This window comes from Nocardia amikacinitolerans NBRC 108937, from assembly GCF_001612615.1.
Taxonomy (GTDB): domain Bacteria; phylum Actinomycetota; class Actinomycetes; order Mycobacteriales; family Mycobacteriaceae; genus Nocardia; species Nocardia amikacinitolerans.
Genome location: NZ_BDAU01000022.1, coordinates 120150 through 136950, shown reverse-complemented (window position 1 = coordinate 136950; position 16801 = coordinate 120150). Strand labels below are relative to the sequence as shown.

The following is a 16801-nucleotide window of genomic DNA, read 5'->3' as shown; positions in this document are numbered from 1 at the left end:
CGTTCCCACAGACCGCGTATACGCCCCACAAAGGCGGTGCCTATGTGAGGCGTATACAGGGTGTGTGTGAACTGCTTTGGGAGGGTCACCGAGTGGTTCAGCCCTGGCGGTCGCCCAGCATGAGTTCGTAGGTGGAGACCGCCTTGCCGCGCTCCTCGCTGGCGGCGATCGCCTTGCGCCAGAAGGCCTGGGCGGTGTGCGAGAAGGTGGCGTCGACGCCGACCTCCTCGCTGGCGTCGATGATGTGCTGCGCGCCCGCGTCCATCATCTTCAGGCTGGCCAGGTCGGCCCAGCCGCCGGCCTGATTGGCGACGGAGAACTGCTCCATGAAGTACGGGTACGCCTCGCTGGAGCGCACCGCGAACGGCACGAACTGGGCGACGTCGTGGCCGGACTTCGTGATCATGGCGGTGGCCTGGTCGAAGGCGAGCAGCCACGGATGGAAGACGGTGAGCAGCGCCTGGTAGAAGATCTGCGCCAGACCGTCGTCCGCGCCGAGGTACTCCTGCGGGCTCAGCGGGCGCAGCAGCTCGGCGTGCGCGTCGAACACCTCGCGCGGACCGCTGTAGAAGATGTAGGACGCCGGGTGGGTGATGTTGTCACCGGCCGACATCACGCCGCCGGAGATGAACTGCGCGCCGCGCTCACGCACCCACGCCGCGCCCGCGCGTGCCTTCTCCGGCGAATCGGACGACAGGTTGGCGATCACCTTGCCGGCCAGCCGGTCCTCGGCCTGGCCGAGCACGTCGTACATGGCGGCGTAGTGGGTCAGGCTGAGCACGGTCACCTCGTTGGCGTCGAGCGCCTCGGCGACCGTCGCGGCCCGCTTGGCGCCGAGTTCGACCATCGCGTCGACCTTCGCGGTGCTGCGGTTCCAGACGGTCACCTCGACGCCCGCGTCGAGGAACGCCCGCACCATCGACTGGCCCATCGGGCCGAGACCGACGACGGATACGGAACGGGTGGACTGCTCGGACATTGTGTGCCCCTTCGGTTCTGGTTCTGCTGGTTCGCGGCGCCGGTACCGATGGTCGTCTGTGCAGGTAGAGTCGACAAGACCGTACGTCGGGGTGGGGATACTTACCTCGAGGTCCGAAATATGGTCAGGAGGTCGGCGATGAACGGCAACAGTGGCGTAGATCACGATGCGTGCGGCATGTCGGTCGCCATCGACGTCGTCGGCGGGAAGTGGAAGCTGCACCTGATGTGGGTGCTCGGCGCGGGACCGCAGCGCTTCGGCGAGATCCGGCGGCTGCTCCAGGGTGTGAGCGAGAAGGTCCTGGCCGAGAATCTGCGGCAGATGGAGGCCAGCGGCGTCGTGCATCGCGAGGTGTTCCCGGAGATTCCACCGCGCGTCGAGTACTCGCTGACCCCGATCGGCCACGAGCTCGCGGTGGCGCTGCGGCCGCTCGAGGAGTGGGGCGACAAGCACCGGGTGGAACTGCTGGGGAACCTGGCGTCGGTCGGGTGAGGGGTGAATCAGCCCGGCTTACCGGTGCGGACCGATATCGGTACCGGCAGCGGACGAAACGGCCACGTGCTGCTCGCGCCTGACAAGTTCAAGGGTTCGCTGACCGCGTCCGAGGTAGCGGCCGCGTTGGCCGCTGGGATCGCCTCGGTGCGGCCGGATGCGGAGATACGACGGGTTCCGGTCGCCGACGGTGGTGACGGAACCGTGGACGCGTTCGTCACCGCGGGGTGGGAGCGGGTCGAGACGATCGCGCCGGGGCCGACGGGAGTCCCCACGGCCGCCGCCTACGCGAGGCGTGGGGATACGGCGGTCGTAGAGCTGGCCGAGGTCGTCGGACTGGTGAAACTTCCCGGCGGGCGATTCGATCCGCTCGGCGCGGGGACGGAGGGGCTCGGCGTCGTCATCGCGGACGCGCTCGACCGCGGTGCGACGCACATCGTGCTCGGCTTGGGCGGCAGCGCGTCCACCGATGGCGGTGCGGGTCTGCTGCGCGCCCTCGGCGTCCGGGTGCTCGATCACGACGGCCTCGAATTGCCTTTGGGCGGAGGTGGTTTGGTGCGCGCCACGCAGGTCGATCGCGCCGCCCTGCACCCGAAAGCCGCCGCGGCTCGATTCACACTCGCCTGCGACGTGGACAATCCGCTCCTCGGCCCGAAAGGCGCGGTCGCGGTATATGGCCCGCAGAAGGGCGCCGACGCGGAGCAGCAGTCGATTCTCGAAGCGGCGCTGACCAATTGGGCGAACCTCGTCGGCCCTGAGTTCGCCGAACTTCCGGGGGCGGGCGCGGCGGGCGGCACCGGCTTCGGCGCTCTCGCCGTACTCGGCGCCGAGGTGCGCAGCGGTATCGAGGTACTACTCGAACTCCTCGACTTCCCGGCCCTGGTCCGCGACGCGTCCCTCGTCGTGACGGGCGAAGGCTCCCTCGACGCCCAAAGCCTGCACGGCAAGGCGCCCATCGGCGTCTGCCGCGCGGCGCGCGCCGCTGGCGTGCCGGTCGTCGCGGTAGCCGGTCGCGTCGAACTATCCCCGGAAGCCCTCCGGGCCGCGGGCTTCACCACCTGCTACCCGCTGAGCGACCTCCAACCCGACCCGGCACGTTCCATAGCGGACGCCGCCGAACTGCTCGAACGAATCGGCGCACGCATCGCCGAACACGAACTCTGAGATCGGCGATCAACCGCGGTCCTCACAGAGGGTCCACACGCTTCACAAGGCTCACAACCTCTGCGAAGCGTGTGGAGGGGTTGCGAAGGGGCGCTGCTCGGCGCGTCATCGGGTCGGCAACGGGGCCTGGTCGGCGTGGGTGACGGTGACCTGGCCGGTGCGCAAGTAGGTGAGCACCGCGTCGTCGACCGCGGGGTTTCCGCGGCCGAAGGTGCCGTGGTCGCCGCCCTCGACCGTGATCAGCGAACCCTGGAGCGCTCGCGCCATCGCCGGTCCGCCCTCGTACGGCGTGAGTGCGTCGTGGCGGCTTTGCAGCACAAGGGGTTTGGTGCGCAGGCCGACGCCGGTGAGCGGGACGGGGTCGGCGATCGGGCGCCACGATCCGCAGCTCAGGCCGGCGCGGACCAGGTCGGCGCGGGCGTCCATGGCGTTGCCGCCGGAGGCGATGGTGCCGATGGCGGCGCCGATCAGTTCCGGGCGGCCGGGCACCGCGTTCTCGTTGCAGGTGATGGCGGAGAAGACGAAGCGGCCGGTCGGGTCGGTGGCGGTGGCGCCCTCGATGGCGAGCAGTCGCTGCACGTTCGCCGGATCGGCGTTGGCGTCGGACATCGCCCGCGCGAAGGTCGGCCAGAAGGAGCGGGTGTAGGTGGCCACCGCGGTCGCACCGACCAGCGGAACCTGGGCGGAGCCGCCGCCGGATATCAAGGTGCGCACCAGGTTTTGCAGTTTGCCGCCCTGCTCCATCGTGCCGTTGTAACCGTCACGGGCGAGTTCGGCCAACGGTTCGGGCAGCTCGCCGGGCAGATCGGCCACACTCGCGGGCGGCGGTGTCAGGTTGGCGTACCAGCCGCCGCCCTGCGCGGAGACCAGCCGCACCCAGTTCTGGTAGACGCGCAAAGCCGTGTCACCGAGCCGGTATTCGCCGTTGTGCTCGGCGATCCAGGCGAACAGGTCGTCGAGGCGCTGCTTGCCCGCGGCTTGCTGCTGGGCGAACTCCTCGGTCCACACCCAGTCGGGGTGCACATTCGAGTCAAGCACCATCCGCTCCACGCGGTCCGGGAACAGCGAGGCGTAGACGGCGCCGAGATAGGTCCCGTACGAGGTGCCGAGGTAGCTGATCCGCTCGATGCCGAGCGCGGCGCGCACCGCCTCCATGTCGCGGGCGGTGTTCTCGGTGGTGATCGTGTCCAGATAGCCGGGCTGTGCCGCGTCGCAGGCCTTCTTGATCTCGTCGCGGCTGCCACCGCCGATCGAAACCTGTTGCCCCTCGGCGTTTTCCGCTTCCGACACGCAGCGCAGCGGAGTAGCCCAGCGCAGGCCGCGCGGCTGCACCGCGATGCGGTCGTAGTGGGCGTTCAGCTCGGCGGGCATCACCTCGATCCGCTGCGCCCAGTAGGCGAGACTGTCCGCGCCGGGACCGCCCGGGTTGGTGAAGACGACGCCGTGTCGTTCACCGGTGGCGGCGATCCGGCTGACGGTGAGATCGATACGCGCGCCGTCGGGGTCGGCGTGGTTCATCGGCACGCTGATCACCGCGCACTGCACACCGGCGCCTTCGGGCACCGAGCCGTCCGGGCAGGAGCCGAAAGCCGGTGTGGGAGCGGCGTCGGCGAGACCCGTCAGCACCGAACCGCCGAGCATGCCCGCCGCGGCGAGGGCGGCGGCCACCCGTGAAATACGCGTCCTCATCATGTTTTCGCACCTCCGCCGGGCCACGGCTCTCGGGGAGCGCGCGACGCGACCAAGAGCATTCTGCTCAGGCCGCGACCGGGTAGACAAGTCGAACAGGCTATTTCACACCGGGATCCGCTGCGATGTCTCGCTATGGGGCGCACCGGAGTAGCGTCGAACCATGTCGACCGAGGTCCGCAACAACACCGCCATGGAACGATTCGAGATCTACGTCGACGGTGCGATCGCCGGGTACGCCGAGTATCAGGACACCGCGTCCGAGCGCGCGTTCGTGCACACCGAGATCTACCCCAGCTACGAACGCCAGGGCTACGCCACGCAACTGGTCGGCACCGCGCTGGCGGGCACCCGCCGCGAGGGCTTCGGCGTACTGCCGATGTGCCCGCGGGTGCAGCACTTCGTGCAGACGCATCCCGAGTACATCGCTGCGGTACCGCACTGGGCCAGACAGCGCTTGGGCTTGCCGCAGTAGGCGAAGCGACTCCGGTCCAACGACACGCGAACCCGCGCCGATGCGCGATTCAGGCCCCACACGGGCGCCCTCAGTAGTTCGCGACCGCCCCATCGAGCGCCAGTTGCAGATCCGCGCGCACCAGCCGCGCGATCTCCGCGGGCTTGTTGGGCAGGTCGGTGATCGGCGGCTGGAAGTAGAAGCTGGCCGACTTGGCCTCTTCCCTGGTCGGCTCGATCTTCGGATCGGGACGGGGACCGTAGCTGAGGCCGAGGCTGACCAGCGTCGGATGCACGCCGAGCTTCATGGCGCGGAACGCGATGTGCCCGATGCCGCTGCCGACGGCCTGCACCTGGGTGGGGTCGACGTCGTTGCACGTGCCTTCGGGGAAGACGGCGATGTGGTCGCCGCGCGCCAGCCGTTCGGCGCAGATGTCCATCATCCGCTGACCCGCGGCGTTCACCGCCCTGATGCCGTGGTCTTTGCCGCGGAACACCGGGATGCCGCCCATCATGTCCACCTTGCGCCGCTGGTCGGGATCGATGAACAGCTCGTCCTTGGCCAGCACCCGCACCTTGCCGATGACCGAGCGCAGCGGACTGCGCCAGGCCGCCGCCGCGACGGTGTACGGATCGTTCTGCGACAGGTGGTTGATCGCGAAGATGATCGGCTTTCCGCTCTTGGTCAGCGCCCGCACCGCGTCCTTCGCGCGCTCGGCGTAGCTGATCCTCGGATGGTAACGGCGTCCCAGAAGGGCGTACGCGGCCATCGCTTTCAGCCGGTTCTGCCGGTGATCGCGGTAGTAGTCGTAGACGCTGTCACAGTTCTCGAGGACGACCTCGGGCGGTTCCATACCGCCGACTCTACGACGTCGCCGGGTATGCGACACATCGGGCGGGAGAGAGATAGCGCACGCGGGCAAACCGACTCAGACAGTCGCATCGCCGAACGTCGCCGAATGAACTTCGGCCGAAATCCAGGGGCCTGGAAACGAGCACTCGGGCGCACAAACTGCGATGATGTCCGGGTGGCACGCGGAGACGACCCGGATGATCGGAAAACTCACGGCGGGCACGGTGACCGTCGCCGGCGCGATTTCCGGCGCGGCGAGCAGGCGGTGCGCGCGGGCACCCTGCTGCTGGCGGCGACGGACCTGGTCGAGCCGACCTTCCGAAGAACCGTCGTATACATCATCGAGCACAACGACTCCGGAAGTCTCGGGGTCGTGCTCAACCGCCCCACCGACACCGCGGTGCACGACGTGCTGCCGCGCTGGGCGGACCTGGCGACCACACCGCGCACGCTGTTCAGCGGCGGACCGGTGAAACGCGACGCCGCCCTGTGCCTCGGCACCCTGAAGGCGGGCGCCACCACCGCCGGGGTACCCGGTCTGCGCCGCATCGACGGCCGCGTGGTGCTCGTCGATCTCGACGCCGACCCAGATCGCATCGGACCGCTCGTCGAGGGCCTGCGCATCTTCGCGGGCTATTCCGGCTGGACCTTCGGACAGCTCGAGGGCGAACTGGAGAACGAGGACTGGATCGTCCTTTCGGCGCTCTCCTCCGACCCGATCAGCACCGGCCGCTCCGATCTCTGGGCGCACGTTCTGCGCCGCCAGCCGCTCCCGCTCTCGCTGCTGGCCACGCACCCGATTGAACTGGAACGCAACTGAGCACGTGTACTCCTCGAACGAGAAGGAGTCCGCACCGTGAAACGCACGAACTGACCCGGTGAGCGCATGGGTATCCCACCGGGCACGCCGGATCAGCCCCGGCCCACCGACGCGTCCGCCGCGCAGCGCGGCGCCGCGGGCGGGCCGGACGACCAGGCCGAGCTGATGCGCGTGCTGTATCAGGAGCACGCGCCCGCGCTCTGGCGCTACACCCTCGGCCTGGTGCACGACGCAGGACGCGCCGAGGACATCGTGCAGGAAACGCTGCTACGGGCGTGGCAGCGCCCGAACGTGCTCGATCAGCAGACGATGTCGGCGCGCGCGTGGCTGTTCACGGTCGCCCGCAACCTGGTCGTCGACGAGCACCGCAGCGCACGCAATCGCCGGGAGTTCCGCACCGACAACCCGCCCGAACAACCCGCACCCGATCAGGCCGATCGGACGCTGGACGGCTGGCTGGTCGCCGACGCGCTTGCTCGGCTGAGTACCGATCACCGCGAGGTGATCGTGCGGGCCTACTATCGCGGCCTTTCGACCCACCAGATCGCGGCCGAACTGGAGATTCCCCCCGGCACGGTGAAATCGCGCATGCATTACGGTATGCGGGCGCTGCGGCTTGCGTTGCACGAAATGGGGGTGACGAACCGATGATGGACATCGCCGACGACTACACGACGTGGGACGCGCCCTACGTGCTCGGCTCCCTCACCGGCAGCGAGCGCCGCGAATACGAGGAGCATCTGGCGCGCTGCGCCGACTGCCGCGCCTCCGTCGCCGAGCTCGCCGGACTGCCCGGCATGCTCGCGCTGGTGCCGACCGACACCGCGCTCGACATGATCGGCGACGGTGCCGCACCCGATGCGCCACCTTCGGTGCCCGACCTGCTGCCGAAACTGGCCGCCGCGGAACAGCGGCGCAGGCGACGCGGCCGGTGGGCGGCGCTCGGCGGAGCGGTCGCTGCCGCCGCCGCGGCCGTCGCGATCGCCATCCCGGTGCTCGACACCACGACCGTGACGGAGCCGCCGGTGGCCGAGCAGGTGATCGCCGAGCGGTCGATGACCCCGCTGGAGCCGACCCCGATCTCGGCCGATTTCAAGCTGATGGCCGACGGCGAGCGCGCCCGCATCGTGATGAGCTGCACCTACGGGCCCAGCGACCTGCGCTACACCTACAAGTACACGCTGCTGGTGACCGGCACCGACGGCAAGCAACTCGAGCTCGACGAGTGGCCCGCGGGACCCGGCACCGTGCTGACCGTGGACCGCACCATCGACATGGCGCCCGAACAGGTGCAGCGGGTGGAGATCAAGTCGTCCGCGACCAACAAGGTGATTCTCACCGGGACGGTGTGAGCACGTCGAAGGGCACGTGCTGTGAACGCACACCACGCCTCGCGGAGTGGTGACCCTGCGAGGCGCGGTGAGTGGTATTCGGTTGTGCCGCAGCGAGAACCGCCTCAGGCGGACTGTTTGCGGAACAGCGACGTCGACCAGAGGTAGCCGACCAGGCCGAGGCCGACGCACCAGGCGAGCGCGATGATGCCGTTGTTGCCGATCTCGGTGCCCATCAGCAGGCCGCGCAGCGTCTCGGTCAGCGGGGTGAACGGCTGGTACTCGGCGAACTGGCGCATGCCGACCGGCATGGTGTCGGTGGCGACCAGACCGCTGCCCAGGAACGGCATCATCACCAGTGGGAACGGCAGGTTGCTCGCGCTCTCCGGATTGGGCGCGATCAGGCCGAGCGCCACCCCGAGCCAGGAGAACGCGAACATCACCAGCGCGAACAGGCCGAACACGGCCACCCATTCCACCGGGTTGGCGTTGGGCCGGAAACCGATGAGCAGCGCAACCGCGACCATGATCACGACGCCGATGAGCGCCTGGATCAGCGCGCCGATGACATGCCCCGCCAGCATCGAGGGCTGGAAGATCGCCATGGTGCGAAGGCGATTCACGATGCCCTTGGTTTTGTCGGATGCGACGGAGACGGACACCGCGACCGTCAGATACGCCGGGAGCATCAGCATCATGCCCGGGGTCAGGTAATCGATGTAGTTGCCGCCCGAGGACTTCTCCAGCGCGCCGCCGAAGACGAAGTTGAACACCAGCATGAGGATCACCGGCATGACAACAACGCTGAAGGTCATGCTGGGATAGCGCTTGGCGTGCAGCAGGTTTCGGCGCAGCATGGTCACCGAATCGGTGAGCGCGAACGAGGTTGTGCTCATCGCACGATCTCCTTCTCGGCAGTCGGGTGCCCGGTGAGGGCGAGGAAGACGTCGTCCAGGTTGGGGGTGTGTACGGAGAGGCCTTCGACCTCGATGCGCGCGTCGTCGAGCAGATCCAGCACGGAGCGCAGCGATTTCACGCCGCCGTCGCTCGGCACGGCGAGGGTCAGCTCCTCGTCGCCGAGGCCGTCCAGCACGCGCGTGGTCTCGCCGAGCACGTCCGACGCAGCGGAAAGCTCAGCGGCGGTGGCGAATTCGAGACGGATGTGTCCGCCGGGCACCAGCTTCTTCAGTTCGGCGGCGGTGCCCTCGGCGACGATGCGACCGCCGTCGAGCACGGCGATCCGGTCGGCGAGCTGATCGGCCTCCTCCAGGTACTGGGTGGTGAGGAAGACGGTCACGCTGTAGTCGTCGACCAGCGCGCGAATGATCTCCCACATCGAGCGCCTGCTGCGCGGGTCGAGACCGGTGGTCGGTTCGTCCAGGAAGATGACGCGCGGGTCGCCGACCAGCGTCATCGCCAGGTCGAGTCGCCGCACCATGCCGCCGGAGTAGGTCGCGGCCGTCTTGTCGGCGGCCTCGACCAGGTCGAAGCGGGCCAGCAGGTCGTCGGCGAGGCGCTTGCCGTCCCGCCGCGGCAGATGGTGCAGATCCGCCATGAGCAGCAGGTTCTCCCGGCCGGTCAGTAGTTCGTCCACCGCGGAGAACTGTCCGGTCACGCCGATCACCGACCGCACGTCGTCGCGCTCGGCGGCGAGATCGTGACCGCCGACCCGGATTTCGCCGGAGTCGGCGCCGATCAGCGTGGTGAGGATCTGCACGGTCGTTGTCTTGCCCGCGCCGTTCGGCCCGAGCAGCGAGAAGATGGTCCCTTCCGGCACGGTGAGATCGATGCCGTCGAGCACCACGTGCTCGCCGTACGATTTGCAGAGTCCGAACGCCGAGATCGCCGGCGCACGATGACCGTTGATCATGGTGATCCTTCCGTGAATAATTCATTACTTGATTCGAATAAGTGCATACTTCACCCGCACCGCCGCCCAATAGCGGTGCGGTGTTGCTCTTTGGAACGCGCCGTTCAGTTGTCGCGGAGCGCTTTTCGCGGGATCAGATGTCGAGGTCCTCGATCTGCGGGCGGTCGGCGATGTAGGCAACGCGCTCGTAGAGCTTGGCAGGCATCTTGTCCTTCAGCTCGTCGAGCGAGTCGGCGATCTCCATGACGAAATCACCCCAGTCCTGATCACCGAGGCCGGTGAACCGCCGCCAATGCCTCCAGTCCTTGAAAATGTTGGTGTCGGAGGGGAATTCGGACCAGTTCGAGTACTGCGCGTGCAGCACGAACTTGCCCTTGCGAGACCGGAAGACCCGCACGTGCTCGGTGCGCTCGTCGTTGAGGTCGCGCCATTCGCCGAGCAGGGACCCGGCGAAACGCACCTGCCGGACACCGTTGTGGCCGACCCGGAGGACCACTTCCTCGTACCCTTCTTGGCGCCCCTCCTCCAGCTCGATGAAACGGCGCAGCGCCGTGGTCACCGCGCCGGACAGATTGCCGCCTACCAGCTCCTGAGCACGCTGGAACAGCGGTAGATCGTCGTCGGCTACGTAGATGGTCTTGTTGGGCATGAACTCACTATACGTAGATGTATACGTACACGCAAGCGGCTCGGCCGTTCGCGGTTGAACCGCCGGGCGGGGCATCTCGTATTCCTCGTGTACGAGGTATGCGATCGGGCCGGGCGCACGCGCTGTCGGCGGTATCCGGGGAAGGAGCGTCCATGCCTGACAGGGTCGTGGATTATCTGGTTCGGGCGGTTTCGACACTCGGTGTGCGGCATATCTTCGGCGTCGACGGCGCCAATATCGAAGACCTCTACGACGCACTGTTCGATTCCGAGGTCACCGGTGTGGTGGCCAAGCACGAATTCTCCGCGGCCACCATGGCCGACGGCTACGCCAGGGTCACCGCAGGCCTCGGCGTCGTCGCCGCGACATCCGGCGGCGGGGCGATGAATCTCGTTGCCGGACTTGCCGAATCGTATGCGTCCCGGGTGCCCGTGCTGGCGCTCGTCGGCCAGCCGCCGACGGCGCTGGAGGGGCGAGGGGCGTTCCAGGACTCCAGCGGGCGCGCGGGCTCGATCGATGCGGTCCGCCTGTTCGGCTCCGTCAGCCGGTACTGCGCCCGTGTGGAAACGGCGGCCCAACTGCCCGACAGCGTGGTCAGGGCAGTCGCCGCCGCCCGGCGCGGTGGGCCCGCGGTCCTGCTGCTGCCCAAGGATGTGCAGCAGGCCGGGGTCGACACGGTCCCGCCGTTCCGGTTGCCGCCACGCTCGCACCGTCGCGATGCGAGCGGGCTCACCGCGGTGCGCGCCGCGCTTTCCGCGGCGCGCAGCACGGGAAAGATCGTGATCATCGCGGGCGATCAGGTCGCCCGCGACGGCGCGCGAGACGAATTGGCGCGTCTCGCAACGGCTCTGGACGCCGCTGTCGGCGTCGCGCCGGACGCCAAGGACGTCTACGACAACTTCGACCCCGGCTTCTGCGGCGTCGCGGGCAGCATGGGACATCCCGAACTCACCGCGGACCTCCGATCGGCCGCGCTCTGCCTGGTGATCGGCACCCGCCTGCCCGTCACCGCTCGCGCCGGGCTCGACGACCTGCTCGCCGAACTCTCCGTCGCCAGCATCGGCATCGCCCCGCCGTACCCGCCGACGATCCACGCGACGAGCACCGATCTGTCGATCACGCTCGGCGAGCTCGCCGACGAATTCGCGAGCACCGCAATCGAAACGCACGCGGCGCCCGCGGCCGCCCTGACATCGCTCCAGGTACCCGCCGCCGACGGGCCGGGACTGCGCTACCGAGAACTCGTCGAGATCATCGGCGCGGCGCTTCCCGACGGCACCGACGTCTTCGCCGACGCGGGCAACACCGGCGCCGCGGTGGTGCACCACCTGCGAGTGCCGCGCGGCGGACGGTTCGTCGTCGCCCTCGGCATGGGCGGAATGGGCTACGCCTTCGGCGCGGGTATCGGCGCCGCGTTCGCCCGGCGCGGGCCAGGTCGCACCGTGGTGATCGCGGGCGACGGTGCGTTCTACATGCACGGCATGGAGGTGCACACCGCCGTCGAACACCGGCTGCCGATCACCTTCGTCGTGCTGAACAACAACGCGCACGCCATGTGCGTCACGCGCGAACAGCTCTACTACCGAGATCGGTACAGCTTCAACAGGTTCCGGCCCGCGTTCCTCGGCGACGGTATCGCCGCCATGTTTCCCGACCTGCCCGCGTACACCGTGCGCACACCCACCGAGCTCGCCGACGCGCTCGGACGCGGCCTGGACACACCGGGTCCGTCGTTCCTCGCGGTCGACTGCGATCCGGACGAGATCCCCCCGTTCACACCGTTTCTCACCACACTCGAGAACTCCAGGAGGACCCCGTGACGACCAGCGCCCTGCCCGCGCTCAGCGACATCCCGGAAGACGTCGTACCCGGCGTGCTGCGGATCGAGAACTCCGACAAGGACGCGACCACCCCGATCATCATGGACATGCTGCGGTCGGTGTATCCGCACGACCAGATCTTCGGTGACTTCTGCCCGGTTCAGGGCTATGTCGCCGCGCCGCCCCGCGAGGTGTACGAGTACCTTGCCGACACCAGGTCGCTGGAGGAATGGACCTACAGCCTGCGCGGATTCACCGAAACCGAGGAACCTGGCCTGTGGCTGGCCCACGACCGGCTCGGCGACGCAACGAAGATCTACACCCGGACGGTGGCCAATCCGGACGCGATGACCGTCGACTACCACTGCGCGTGGGACCAGGGGCGGCACCTGTGGATGGTCTACCTGATGCGGGTCGTCGACGCGCAAGTCGTGCTGAACAAGCCGGGTTCGGTTGTGCTGTGGACGAATTGCCGTCACCCGTTCTACGACGAGAACCCCTATCCGGAGACCGCGCCCGCCGGGCGTCCGGTGTGGGTCGGCGACTTCTGGGAGATGTTCTCCGCCGGTCACCAGCTCGAGCTGGACAACCTCAAGGCGATCTGCGAATACCGTGCCGCGCACGGCTTGCCGATCAAGCCCGACTGGATGAAGTGAGGACGCGCATGTACGTGACCGATCCGGACGCCTCGCCGCTGCCCACCGTCAGCCTGGTCGACGTGTCGTCCTACCTGCCCGGCGCGCCCGTCGACACCGAGTACTTCACCCATTTCGCGCGCTCGGACCGGATGGCGAAGAACGTGATGTTCCGCGCCCCGCGTGGGCGTCACCACGTGGCGCGAGACGAGACGGCCGTCGACATGATCGAGCGCGCGGTCGAGCCGATGCGGGAACGTCGAGGGGCACAGTCGCTTTCGAGTGTCGATGTGCTGATCACGCACACGCAGCTGCCGGACAATCCGGTGCTCGGCAGCGGGCCCGAGGTCGCCAAGCGGCTCGGTATGCGGCCGCGCGTCGTCTACGACATCCACAACGGCGGCTGCGCGGCCTTCGTGCACATGATGGCGTTGGCCCGAATGATCTTGCAGACCACCGACGCTCGCACCGCGCTCATCGCGGTGGCACAGAACTGCGCGGGACCGGTGTTCACCCAGACCGAGATTCGCAAACTCGCGCAGGCGCCGGTGCCCGGCGACGGTTGCGGCGTCGGACTGCTGGTGAAGGACGACAGCGCGCCGATCCTCGACATCGAATGCCGCACCTACCCGGAATTCGCCGGGGACATGGATTTCACGACCAACGGCGAGCGCAAGTACTGGGAACCCGGTTCCGGCCAGGCCTGTGTGAGCTTCACCGAATCCAAGGTCACCAAGGTGTTCGCGCGCGGCAACCGGCTGGTGCCGGAAGTGGCGCTCGCGGTGTGCGATCGGATCGGCGTGAAGGGGCGCGACATCGACACGTTCGTCACCAACCAGCCGAACCGGCTGTTCCTGCGCAACTGGCACGACGCGCTCGAGCTGCCCGCGGAACGACATCCCGACACCTTCGACCGGTGCGGGAACTTGTTCGCCGCGGGGATTCCGGTCACCTTGGATGTGGAGAATCAGGCCGGTCGGCTGCGCAACGGATCGGTGGTACTGATGTCCGCGTTCGCGCACGCGGGCGATTTCGCCGCCGCCGCCGCGGTGCGCTGGGGCGCGGCGGGATGAACATCGGGTCCGCCGAGGACACCCGGTCCTCGCGACACCACCGTCGGCAGGGTTCGCGGCCGGTTCGGTTCGATCTGTCGCTGAGCGAGAATCCCTTTCCGCCACTGCCCTCCGTGCTTCGCGCGGTGAATCAGGCGCTTGCGCAGGCGAATCGGTATCCCGAGTTCCTGCCTCGGCAGTTGCCCGAGATCATCGCGCGACATGTCGGCGTGCGGGGCGACCAGGTGGTCGTCGGGTCAGGGGCGACCGGAGTCGCCATGCAGATCATCCAGGCCGTCACCGGAGACGGCGCGGAGATCGTCGCGGGCACACCGACCTTCGATGGATATCCGATCATCGCGGGGATGGTCGGGGTGAATCTGGTTCCGGTGCCGTTGGACGCCTCGGGCGATCAGGATCTTCCCGCGATGCGGCGGGCGATCGACAAGCGGACGGCGTTGGTCGTGGTGTGCCGTCCACACAATCCCACCGGAACCGTCGTGCCCGCCGGCGAGCTGAAATCCTTCCTCGGCGCCGTGCCGAACCGGGTGACCGTCGTGCTCGACGAGGCGTACGCCGAGTTCCTCGGGCCCGCCGAACGGCTCGACACCCTCGCGCTGCTCCGGAAGTATCCGAATCTCCTTGTGCTGCGGACCTTCTCGAAGGCCTACGGGCTCGCGGGGTTACGCATCGGATACGCGTTCGGTCGGAGCGAACTCGTCGAACGAGTGCGACGCCTGCAACTCCCCTTCGGCATCTCCACCTCCGCCGTCGCCGCCGTGTCCGCCTCCTACGCCGCCGAACCCGAACTCCAGACCCGAATCCGGCTGATCACCGCCGAACGCGAGGGTTTGCGCAATGCCCTACTCGCCTGCGGCCACCCCATCCCCCGTAGCCACGCCAACTTCCTCTACCTCCCGGGGCCGGGGATCGCGACGGCCCTGCGTCGGGCGGGTATCGCGGCGAAGTTCTACCCGGACGGGAGCGCACGCATCGCCGTCGGCGACCGAGAGGCGGGACGAGCAGTACTGGCGGCCGTCGCGGGTTTGCGCTGACCGAACGGCCGTTACTCGGGACGGCCCGGAAGCCCACAACGGGACAGCGCCACGCAAGTCGGGGCGCTGCGAGCTTCCCGCCAACCGCTTACGCCAGTGGAGGCGGGCAGCGCGTCAGCATCGAATGACGTCGCTGTCGCAGTGCAAGACCGGTACCCGCTCGTCCGAGAGAGGATGCCTCGGTACGCGCGAAGAATCGAGAAAGCCGCCCGGCGGTCTGAGCTCGGCCGCCCGGCGCTGGGCGCGCGGTGGTCATCGACGCCCGAGACGGCACGAATCCCAGCCGTGGCGCCGTGGTAGCAGCCGGAGATCGGGACGGTAGCGAGCGCGGCCAGCGCACCCGACCCGTCCGGCGAGCGGGAACTCACCCAAGTCCTGCTCGGCGGCGTTCCGCGGCAGCGAACCAAGGACGCGAAAGCCTCCCTGCCGGATGGTTCGATGGGTGGGTGCGAATCCCACGTCTGCCCGCTCTGGTGGCCAATGCCGCGCCCGCGTCGGGGACCGCGAGCCGAGTACTCGCGCGCTTCACCATCGCCGGGCGCGACATCCTGCTGCGCCAGACCGTGATCGATCCCGGCGGCACCAGCGGCTGGCACTACCACGACGGCACCCTCTTCGTCCTGGTCGCACGCGGAACACTCGACCACCCCGGCCCCGACGGCGCCCCCGTCACCTACCACCGCGGCCGGGTGTTCCGCGAACCGAGCGGCCCGCGATACCCGCACGTCGCCCGCAACCTCGGCCCCGCCGCGGTCACCCTTTTCGTCCTCTACCTCAACCCGAAGGGCAGCCCGCTCTCCCGCAGCATTCCACCACCCCCGGGTACCGACTGACCCGCGTGGGCGGGATGTCAGCCGCCGCCGCAACCTCCGCCGCCGCAGCCGCCTCCTCCGCCGCCGCTACAGCTGCCGCCGCCGCCACCGCAGCCGCCGCTCCGGCCGTCACTGCCGCCGCCATCGCCGAAGAAGGTGAAGCCGCCCGCGCTCGCGGCCGCGCCCCAACCGGCGGCTCCCCTGCCCTTGCCGCGGTGTCGCGGCGAGGTGGGTAAGGGTGCGCGGCCGAGCCGGACGAGCCCGACGACGAGCAGCACGGCGGTCAACGCGAAGAACACCGCGCCCACGCCGAGTCCGAATGGCGCGCTCACGGCCAACCCCGCGACGAAGGCCACCAACGCGAACCCGAAGTACATCCGAACCTCCCCCGGATAGAGCCGCCGAGCGGCGAGCTTTCCCCAAGCCTACCGACGACCACCGACAAGAACCCGCTGTTTTCCAGGGGCGATGCCAGGGTGCCGCGGCGGCACCGCCCCGCCGCTTTGGCGCTGTGTTATGCCGTACCAGACGACACCCACCGCCGACGCGAAGACGGGCACGGACACCACGACGCCGTAGACGTCGAGGATGGCGGCGGCGAACATGGCGACGACCAACGCCATGACGAAAATCATGAGCCCCTCCGAAGGCGAATCGCCCACTGATGAACTCAGGGTACGCGCGGGGAGGGGCTCGGGAAGTGGATCAGTTCGCGGGCTCGCAGGCGTCGCGCAGGGAGCACGCGCCGCAGGACTGGCCGCAGCCGCCGATGTCTTTCGCGGGCACGAGAGCGGCGATCGCCTCGCCCGCGGCGTTCGCGCCCGCACCCAGGGTGAACAGGGCGATGACGGCGGCGGCGCCACCCACGACGAGAGCAACGACACCGCCCGCGGCGAAGGCGACCAGACCACCGGCGAACAGCAGCGCACCGGCGGCGACCGAGGTCGGGGCGGCGACGCGGTTCGCGATGCGGAAGGTCTCTTCGGAGGTGAGGGCGGCTTCGGTGTGCACACCGACGAAGCGGTTGGGCGGGAGTTTGCCGATCAGTCCGAGCACGCCGGTCGCGATGGCTACGGCGGCCAACACGAACAGGACGAGAGCGACTACGAACACCTATGCAGGCTAGC

The 16801-nt window shown here is 68.7% G+C and carries 20 protein-coding genes; 11 read left to right on the top strand and 9 right to left on the bottom strand.

The genetic code is table 11. The annotated features are described in order from the left end of the window. Positions 1 to 97: 97 nt before the first annotated feature. Entirely contained in the window at positions 98 to 979 is an 882-nt protein-coding gene (locus tag NAM01S_RS18535; protein ID WP_067786910.1) for an NAD(P)-dependent oxidoreductase, read from the bottom strand. Between the two features lie 138 nt (positions 980 to 1117). Here NAM01S_RS18535 and NAM01S_RS18530 point away from each other — a divergent pair, with 138 nt between their 5' ends. Together NAM01S_RS18530 and NAM01S_RS18525 are read left to right on the top strand one after the other, a co-directional pair. Continuing rightward, the gene (locus NAM01S_RS18530; RefSeq protein WP_067786908.1) at positions 1118 to 1471 is read left to right on the top strand and encodes a winged helix-turn-helix transcriptional regulator; all 354 of its coding nucleotides are present in this window, start codon (positions 1118 to 1120) and stop codon (positions 1469 to 1471) included. 24 nt (positions 1472 to 1495) lie between these two features. Next, on the top strand, positions 1496 to 2635 hold the full coding sequence (locus NAM01S_RS18525; RefSeq protein ID WP_253799099.1) for a glycerate kinase: 1140 nt from the start codon (positions 1496 to 1498) through the stop codon (positions 2633 to 2635). Between the two features lie 105 nt (positions 2636 to 2740). Here NAM01S_RS18525 and NAM01S_RS18520 read toward each other — a convergent pair whose 3' ends face one another. Beyond that, on the bottom strand, positions 2741 to 4327 hold the full coding sequence (locus NAM01S_RS18520) for an alpha/beta hydrolase (protein WP_067786906.1): 1587 nt from the start codon (positions 4325 to 4327) through the stop codon (positions 2741 to 2743). Positions 4328 to 4487: 160 nt separating this feature from the next. Here NAM01S_RS18520 and NAM01S_RS18515 point away from each other — a divergent pair, with 160 nt between their 5' ends. Further along, positions 4488 to 4799 carry a GNAT family N-acetyltransferase gene (locus NAM01S_RS18515; protein ID WP_067786903.1) on the top strand — a complete coding sequence of 104 codons (312 nt, stop codon included), beginning with the start codon at positions 4488 to 4490 and terminating at the stop codon, positions 4797 to 4799. A 70-nt stretch (positions 4800 to 4869) separates the two neighbouring features. Here NAM01S_RS18515 and NAM01S_RS18510 read toward each other — a convergent pair whose 3' ends face one another. Continuing rightward, positions 4870 to 5631 (bottom strand): lysophospholipid acyltransferase family protein, encoded by a 762-nt coding sequence (locus tag NAM01S_RS18510; protein ID WP_067786901.1) that lies wholly within the window; start codon positions 5629 to 5631, stop codon positions 4870 to 4872. A 174-nt stretch (positions 5632 to 5805) separates the two neighbouring features. Here NAM01S_RS18510 and NAM01S_RS18505 point away from each other — a divergent pair, with 174 nt between their 5' ends. From NAM01S_RS18505 to NAM01S_RS18495, 3 genes are all read left to right on the top strand, one after another. Continuing rightward, positions 5806 to 6450 (top strand): YqgE/AlgH family protein, encoded by a 645-nt coding sequence (locus NAM01S_RS18505; protein WP_097246463.1) that lies wholly within the window; start codon positions 5806 to 5808, stop codon positions 6448 to 6450. Positions 6451 to 6516: 66 nt separating this feature from the next. Beyond that, positions 6517 to 7101 carry a sigma-70 family RNA polymerase sigma factor gene (locus tag NAM01S_RS18500; protein ID WP_084483049.1) on the top strand — a complete coding sequence of 195 codons (585 nt, stop codon included), beginning with the start codon at positions 6517 to 6519 and terminating at the stop codon, positions 7099 to 7101. Beyond that, complete coding sequence (locus NAM01S_RS18495; RefSeq protein WP_067786898.1) at positions 7098 to 7802, top strand: zf-HC2 domain-containing protein; 705 nt, start codon at positions 7098 to 7100, stop codon at positions 7800 to 7802. Before NAM01S_RS18500 ends, NAM01S_RS18495 begins: the two co-directional genes overlap by 4 nt. A gap of 104 nt (positions 7803 to 7906) precedes the next feature. Here NAM01S_RS18495 and NAM01S_RS18490 read toward each other — a convergent pair whose 3' ends face one another. The 3 genes from NAM01S_RS18490 to NAM01S_RS18480 all read right to left on the bottom strand — a co-directional run bounded on the left by NAM01S_RS18490 (position 7907) and on the right by NAM01S_RS18480 (position 10300). Continuing rightward, entirely contained in the window at positions 7907 to 8677 is a 771-nt protein-coding gene (locus tag NAM01S_RS18490) for an ABC transporter permease (RefSeq protein WP_067786896.1), read from the bottom strand. Beyond that, positions 8674 to 9651 carry an ATP-binding cassette domain-containing protein gene (locus NAM01S_RS18485; protein WP_067786894.1) on the bottom strand — a complete coding sequence of 326 codons (978 nt, stop codon included), beginning with the start codon at positions 9649 to 9651 and terminating at the stop codon, positions 8674 to 8676. Before NAM01S_RS18485 ends, NAM01S_RS18490 begins: the two co-directional genes overlap by 4 nt. Before the next feature lie 133 nt (positions 9652 to 9784). Continuing rightward, positions 9785 to 10300 carry an EXLDI protein gene (locus tag NAM01S_RS18480; RefSeq protein ID WP_067786893.1) on the bottom strand — a complete coding sequence of 172 codons (516 nt, stop codon included), beginning with the start codon at positions 10298 to 10300 and terminating at the stop codon, positions 9785 to 9787. 152 nt (positions 10301 to 10452) lie between these two features. On the opposite strand from NAM01S_RS18480, the gene NAM01S_RS18475 reads away from it, so the two are divergent. The 5 genes from NAM01S_RS18475 to NAM01S_RS18455 all read left to right on the top strand — a co-directional run bounded on the left by NAM01S_RS18475 (position 10453) and on the right by NAM01S_RS18455 (position 15695). Continuing rightward, positions 10453 to 12120 (top strand): thiamine pyrophosphate-binding protein, encoded by a 1668-nt coding sequence (locus tag NAM01S_RS18475; protein ID WP_067786891.1) that lies wholly within the window; start codon positions 10453 to 10455, stop codon positions 12118 to 12120. Beyond that, complete coding sequence (locus NAM01S_RS18470; RefSeq protein ID WP_067786890.1) at positions 12117 to 12776, top strand: DUF8713 domain-containing protein; 660 nt, start codon at positions 12117 to 12119, stop codon at positions 12774 to 12776. The genes NAM01S_RS18475 and NAM01S_RS18470 overlap by 4 nt, the downstream gene beginning before the upstream one ends. Positions 12777 to 12784: 8 nt before the next feature. Beyond that, on the top strand, positions 12785 to 13828 hold the full coding sequence (locus NAM01S_RS18465; RefSeq protein WP_174554826.1) for a 3-oxoacyl-ACP synthase III family protein: 1044 nt from the start codon (positions 12785 to 12787) through the stop codon (positions 13826 to 13828). Further along, the gene (locus NAM01S_RS18460; protein WP_067786888.1) at positions 13825 to 14862 is read left to right on the top strand and encodes an aminotransferase class I/II-fold pyridoxal phosphate-dependent enzyme; all 1038 of its coding nucleotides are present in this window, start codon (positions 13825 to 13827) and stop codon (positions 14860 to 14862) included. The genes NAM01S_RS18465 and NAM01S_RS18460 overlap by 4 nt, the downstream gene beginning before the upstream one ends. 446 nt (positions 14863 to 15308) lie before the next feature. Continuing rightward, positions 15309 to 15695 (top strand): cupin domain-containing protein, encoded by a 387-nt coding sequence (locus NAM01S_RS18455; RefSeq protein WP_067786886.1) that lies wholly within the window; start codon positions 15309 to 15311, stop codon positions 15693 to 15695. A 17-nt stretch (positions 15696 to 15712) separates the two neighbouring features. On the opposite strand, the gene NAM01S_RS18450 is transcribed toward NAM01S_RS18455, so the two are convergent. From NAM01S_RS18450 to NAM01S_RS18440, 3 genes are all read right to left on the bottom strand, one after another. Then, entirely contained in the window at positions 15713 to 16051 is a 339-nt protein-coding gene (locus NAM01S_RS18450; protein WP_176579726.1) for a hypothetical protein, read from the bottom strand. A 48-nt stretch (positions 16052 to 16099) separates the two neighbouring features. After that, positions 16100 to 16309, bottom strand: a complete 210-nt coding sequence (locus NAM01S_RS18445; RefSeq protein ID WP_067786884.1) for a hypothetical protein — start codon at positions 16307 to 16309, stop codon at positions 16100 to 16102. A 70-nt stretch (positions 16310 to 16379) separates the two neighbouring features. Then, positions 16380 to 16787 carry an SdpI family protein gene (locus NAM01S_RS18440; RefSeq protein ID WP_067786883.1) on the bottom strand — a complete coding sequence of 136 codons (408 nt, stop codon included), beginning with the start codon at positions 16785 to 16787 and terminating at the stop codon, positions 16380 to 16382. Positions 16788 to 16801 lie beyond the last annotated feature (14 nt).

What these genes read in the sequence shown, in the direction of transcription:
- NAM01S_RS18450 (WP_176579726.1), bottom strand. Translation starts at nt 16,051, where the DNA reads ATGTACTTCGGGTTCGCGTTGGTGGCCTTCGTCGCGGGGTTGGCCGTG.
- NAM01S_RS18520 (WP_067786906.1), bottom strand. Translation starts at nt 4,327, where the DNA reads ATGATGAGGACGCGTATTTCACGGGTGGCCGCCGCCCTCGCCGCGGCG.
- NAM01S_RS18485 (WP_067786894.1), bottom strand. Translation starts at nt 9,651, where the DNA reads ATGATCAACGGTCATCGTGCGCCGGCGATCTCGGCGTTCGGACTCTGC.
- NAM01S_RS18515 (WP_067786903.1), top strand. Translation starts at nt 4,488, where the DNA reads ATGTCGACCGAGGTCCGCAACAACACCGCCATGGAACGATTCGAGATC.
- NAM01S_RS18495 (WP_067786898.1), top strand. Translation starts at nt 7,098, where the DNA reads ATGATGGACATCGCCGACGACTACACGACGTGGGACGCGCCCTACGTG.
- NAM01S_RS18510 (WP_067786901.1), bottom strand. Translation starts at nt 5,631, where the DNA reads ATGGAACCGCCCGAGGTCGTCCTCGAGAACTGTGACAGCGTCTACGAC.
- NAM01S_RS18460 (WP_067786888.1), top strand. Translation starts at nt 13,825, where the DNA reads ATGAACATCGGGTCCGCCGAGGACACCCGGTCCTCGCGACACCACCGT.
- NAM01S_RS18535 (WP_067786910.1), bottom strand. Translation starts at nt 979, where the DNA reads ATGTCCGAGCAGTCCACCCGTTCCGTATCCGTCGTCGGTCTCGGCCCG.
- NAM01S_RS18445 (WP_067786884.1), bottom strand. Translation starts at nt 16,309, where the DNA reads ATGATTTTCGTCATGGCGTTGGTCGTCGCCATGTTCGCCGCCGCCATC.
- NAM01S_RS18490 (WP_067786896.1), bottom strand. Translation starts at nt 8,677, where the DNA reads ATGAGCACAACCTCGTTCGCGCTCACCGATTCGGTGACCATGCTGCGC.
- NAM01S_RS18465 (WP_174554826.1), top strand. Translation starts at nt 12,785, where the DNA reads ATGTACGTGACCGATCCGGACGCCTCGCCGCTGCCCACCGTCAGCCTG.
- NAM01S_RS18475 (WP_067786891.1), top strand. Translation starts at nt 10,453, where the DNA reads ATGCCTGACAGGGTCGTGGATTATCTGGTTCGGGCGGTTTCGACACTC.
- NAM01S_RS18480 (WP_067786893.1), bottom strand. Translation starts at nt 10,300, where the DNA reads ATGCCCAACAAGACCATCTACGTAGCCGACGACGATCTACCGCTGTTC.
- NAM01S_RS18530 (WP_067786908.1), top strand. Translation starts at nt 1,118, where the DNA reads ATGAACGGCAACAGTGGCGTAGATCACGATGCGTGCGGCATGTCGGTC.
- NAM01S_RS18500 (WP_084483049.1), top strand. Translation starts at nt 6,517, where the DNA reads ATGGGTATCCCACCGGGCACGCCGGATCAGCCCCGGCCCACCGACGCG.